The sequence below is a fragment of the Miniphocaeibacter sp. genome (assembly GCF_049276255.1).
Lineage (GTDB): Bacteria > Bacillota > Clostridia > Tissierellales > Peptoniphilaceae > Miniphocaeibacter.
Window position 1 is genome coordinate 1 of the sequence record NZ_JBASWB010000038.1, and the last position, 5,390, is coordinate 5,390.

Sequence of the window (5,390 nt, forward strand, 5' to 3'; positions counted from 1 at the left end):
TAAGCTAACTTCTCCACCTTCTGGACTGTAACTTGCTGTAAATCCTGCTGGTACTATTTCTTCTACCTTGTAGTCTCCATAGTATAAATCTTTAAGAACTTTATGCTCTCCAGCTTTTAGTTTAAAGAAAAATTTAGATACACCATTAGCTTGTGGAACTTCTGTTAATCCTTCAATATTTGCTAATGCACTTTCGCCGTTTTCCTTAACAGGCCCGGTAATTTCAAATTCAAACACAGGTGGTTCTTGGTTACTTCTAAGTTTTTCAACTCCTGTATCAAATTTTTTCTCTATGGTAATTTTTCCGTCCTGCTCAGCTGTGTATTTATTTGTTATAACTTTACCTGTTTCATCTATACTTGAAGTATAATACTTAGGAACTTCTACTTCCTTTACCTTGTATTCATAAATATGTCCGTCTTCAGCACGTTCCGGTAAATCCTTCCAAGTATAGGTGTATTCTTTTTTACCATCTTCCTTTGGGTTCACATCATATTTAATATCTTTAAATTCTTCCCCGTCTCGAAGGAGAACTAAAGTTATAGGTTTATACTCATCTAGTAAACCGTCAGTCCAGATTTTCTTAGCCACAAAGTCTATCTTGTTATCTCCAATAAGTTTATTTGTAACTACGATTTCTGGAACTTCCTCACCATTTACAACTTTTACTTTTCTATCTTCAGGATTGTAGCTTGGTTCAAAACCTTCGTGTTCCACTTCAATTACTTCATAGGTAGCATACATTAAATCTTGAAGGACTGTACATTCCGGTCCCTTTATTGTGAAGAAGTATCTTCCGTTTTCTTTTGTTAATCCCTTTACTCCTTCCAGTGCATTGCTTCCGTCTGCCTTAGTAGGTCCTATGACTTCAAATTTAAATTCAGGATTTTTTCCTGCTCTTGTAGCTTTACTACCTACATCAATTACTTTTCTTATCTTTAATTTTCCGTCGGCTTCAGCTATATATTTATTGGTTACTGTAAAGCCGTCTTTCATATTTCCTGTCACTGTAGATTCATAATATTCAGGTGTTGATTTTTCCTTTACACTATACTGATACTCTAATCCCTTGTCATCAAATTTTTGAAGATCTTTCCAAGTATAAGTGTATTCACTGGCTCCATCTTCTTGTGGTACTATGGAATTAGGTTTAATGTCCGTTGCTTTGTCATTTCTATAGAGAACTAAATCTACTTTTTTATGTTCGTTTAAAAGACCGCCAATCCATACTTTTTTAGCTGTAACATCTACAGTCTTATCGTCGGCTTTTGGACTATTTGTAACGATTAATTCCTTACTCTTATCATTAATAGCTAAATTTACTTTACCATCTTTTTCGCTGTAGCTTACTAGGAAGCCCTTAGAGTCCGTTTCTTTCACTTGATATTCACCATAAGGTAAATTCTTTAATATTAATGACTGACCTGCTTCCAGTTTAAAAGTAAATTTGTTTTTATCTGCTGTAGGAGTTAAATCCTTAATTCCATCCAAGGCATTTGTGCCGTCTGCCTTTGTCGGTCCGGTAATTTCAAATTCAAATTCCAGTTTACCTGCCTTAGCAGACTTTGTACCTGCTACAGGGTCAAATTTTTTCGTTATCTTTAATTCACCAAGTGGTTTTTCCACATTAGTTACTATAATTGGTGTATCTTCATCACCTTGTTTAATCTTAAAGGTATCTGTGTCCTCACCATAAATATTATAAGTTGTTTCATAGTCTGATGCCTTATGCTCAATTGGTCCTGAGAATTTTTCAGCAGCCACTGTGTAGGTGTCTTCTATACGAAGATTGGTCATAACTTTCTTGCCACCGGCTTTAACAGTGTACTCTTTCTTATAGTCTCCCTTGTCATTGTCCACCGGCATTGTAAATTCTCTTTCATCTGCTTCAAAGCCTTCCGATGGAACTTGGAAGCCTAAACTGTTAATTAGTTTCTTCTCAATTACCAAGAGAATCGGATCTACTTTTGGAACATCTACTATAATCTTTTGCTGCTGTCCCTTATTGTCTACATAGTTTAATACAGTTTCTCCATTGGTGGCAAAGTTTTTACCATCCTCTGAAGCTGCACTTAAAATATCATCGTCGATTTCAATAGTGTATGTTAACTCAGCATATTTTATATCAGAGCCTTCTGCAATAGGTTTCTTTAAAGTTCCTATATCCCACTCTATAGTTTTGTTTACCTCATCGTATTTCACAACACCATCTGACGGAGTAATTGAGCTGACATCACCATACACTACAAATCCCATTCCCATCGGGTCTGTAACTTTACAATTCTTTGCAGCTGATAGAATATCTCCGCCGATTACTTGAAAGATTTCTTCTAAGTCTTCAGGTTCTGCAGTGTAATCTTTTCCTGAACTTGCCACACCTTTTAATACTTCAGTACCATCAGGACTCATACTTAGTGCTATGGTGTAGATCCAATTGCCTTTATTTTTTGCAAATCCCGCCTCTGCGATAGTAGAGTTACCATGATTTATATAATACTCAGTACCATCTTCTGTAGTATCAAATAAAATTCTTAGATGGTCTCCATCTCCCTTAGATTCACTATATACAAATTCACTTTCAGGGATTTCTGTTGAAGATTCAAAATGCTCTCCGTATGGTATCCAATATTGATTTTTATTTTTGAAATTGTAACTATAAGTTGGCTCTCCATCAGATAGTAGTACCATGTTTTGCATATCTGCATCGGAATTTTCAAGTAGGGCACTACCTTGTCTAACACCTGCCTGGGTTAAAGTCCCTCCTTGTGCCTCTAAAGCGTTTATGGCATTTACAATTGCTTCTCTGTCATCAGTTAACGCCTGGTCAACTGTTACACTTGATGAATAGGACACAACTGCAATTCTGGTCTTAACACTTTCATCAGCTAGTAGGGTGTCTGCGAATTTAATTGCCGCTGACTTAGCAGCATCCATTCTCGAGCCGCCACCACTTGCGTCCTTGTTCATACTTCCTGAACGGTCGACTACCAATACAATATCTGAACTGGTTTCGTCGTCTCTTCCTTCTATTCTCAAAGTAATATCCCACATATTTACTTTGCCTTCTACAGGTTTAGCATCCTTCGTCATAGTTACTTCCCCTAGTTCTAGGTCGCCATCAAGAGAGCGTTTAGTTCTATAACTGGTCTCCGGATAGATGTCATATCTGATTTCAGGAGCTTCAACTTCCATTGGTCCAGATAAATTATCTAAATTATAAGAAGTCTCCGTATCTTCTTCAACTACTTCAATTTCTTCAAAATCATCTTCAATGTTTTCATTATTATTTTCTTCAACTTCTACAAAAATATCATCATCAACTTCATTAATCTCATTTTCTCTATTATCTTCTTGATTTTCTACTATTTCTTCTAATGGCATACTATCATCAGCCTTTGCTGAATTAACAAATACCCCATTAAAACTACCTAAAATCATAAAAATCGATAACAGAAAAGATATAAAACGTTTACGTTTTAAATTTCTCATTTTTAACCTCCTAACCAAGTTCCCCATATCTAAATAATAATTTGAAAGTATTATTTAGATATTTTAGTATGTTCTAAATTAAGAATTTTTAATAAAATTACATTTTATAATTGTAGAACTCTTTTACCTCCTTTAAGATTTAACTTAACTCTTCATTTTACTATGTACTTTATACATAGTTTTTTGGTTAATTTTTCTAACTTCTGTTATCGTTTTCCTATGATTTACATAAATTTTCCTTTTTCTTATAGCTTGTAAATCATTCTATTTTTTACAAAATATACACCAATAAACGTTTAAATTTAGCGTTTATCTATTAATTTCATGTTAATATCTAAGACTTCTATTGTCAAATTACAAGTACTTGTGCCTGGCACAATAGAAAAAATTATAAACATTGGAATTTCAACATCTTTAATTTGATTCAAATATATTATTTATATTTTATTTGTTAAGAAATCTTCTTATTTATTAATTAATATTGATTTTCAACTATGTTTAATATAGAAATAAAAAATAGCAACAACTCCAAATAGAGTCATTGCTATTTAAAATTAATATTTAATTATCTATTACCAAGCACATAATACATTACAACATCTGGAACATTGTTACCTCTAGATAATACTATTGGATAACCCTTCTTAGCTGCATATGGTGCCCCAACTATAGCATCTGGGAATACTTCTCCACTTGCTATTACTGCATGTTTTGGTTTTACATATACTTGTTCTGCTACTAGTACAGATGTTTCGTACCTGTCAGCACCGGCTATTCTATTTACTTCTGCAAATTTCTTAACTTCATTTGCTACAGTTTCTGATACTGACTTACTTCCTCCACCTATTGTTACCTTAGTTAAGTTCCAGTCCTCTATTGTTTTTGCTGTACTTGCTGGTAATTGTCCTGGCTTTGTTAATAGGATTGGCATATCTTCTTCTACACCCATAGATGTCATTGCAATTGCATCTGGGAAGTTTGTTCCATCTACTAGTATTGCTTCTGTCTTACTAGCTGTTAAGTTTCTTACTTGGTTTCCTACAAGAATTGCTGTATCGTATCTGTCTGGTCCACCAATTCTTTCTACAGTGTAGTTAGCTAGTTCTTTTTCTAGCTTTTCAGATATAGAAGCATTTCCACCTATTAATATTACCTTAGTCGCTCCAAGTCTGTTAATTTCAGCTTTTACTTCTGCTGGAATAGCATCTTTTCTTGTTAACATTATTGGTGCACCTAGTTTATTTGCAAGTACTGTTGCTGTTAATTCATCTGTATATCTTTCTCCGCTTGCTAGTAATACTATATTGGATTTGTCATATTCCTTTGCTACTGCTATTGATGTAGCGTAACGGTCTTTACCAGATAATCTGTATTGTACAAAGTCCATTAATTGACTTTCTACTTTTTCAGTTAAGGTAGCTCTACCACCTACTAGGGTTATTTCCTTTATAGTTGGTGTTGGTCTTTCTGGTTTCGTTGGTTCTGTTGGTTTTGTCGGTTCACTTGGATTACTTGGTTCTGTTGGCATTGTTGAATCTTTCTCCCATTTTGCAAATAATTTTAAATTTTCAATAACTTCCAATTCAAAATTATATTTTGTTTCATCTTCTAAATACCAACCTTTAAAAATATATCCTTCTTTTAAAATATCTTCCTCTAATACGGTTTCTCCTTTAGCTACTTCAACAACCTTTGACTCAATTGTACCATCACTAAATACTCCACCTTTTGGCTCAAAGGTCACATAAACTACTCCCGAACCTGAAGTATCTAAAACCCATTGAGCATAAAGAGTTGTATCTTCTGTTATTATGAAAGTATCTTCTACTGTATCATTTCCCAATGGATCCTTAGCCCAACCATCAAATATATAATCATTTCTTACTAAATTACCTATGTTT

At 34.0% G+C, this 5,390-nt stretch carries 2 protein-coding genes; both read right to left on the reverse strand.

The window, feature by feature from the left end:
* Positions 1-3,489: Cna B-type domain-containing protein (locus tag WAO56_RS03785; RefSeq protein ID WP_422146276.1), on the reverse strand; the 3,489-nt coding region annotated here is incomplete at its 3' end.
* 565 nt (positions 3,490-4,054) lie between these two features.
* A partial coding sequence (locus WAO56_RS03790; protein ID WP_422146277.1) for a cell wall-binding repeat-containing protein occupies positions 4,055-5,390 on the reverse strand: 1,336 nt, incomplete at its 5' end.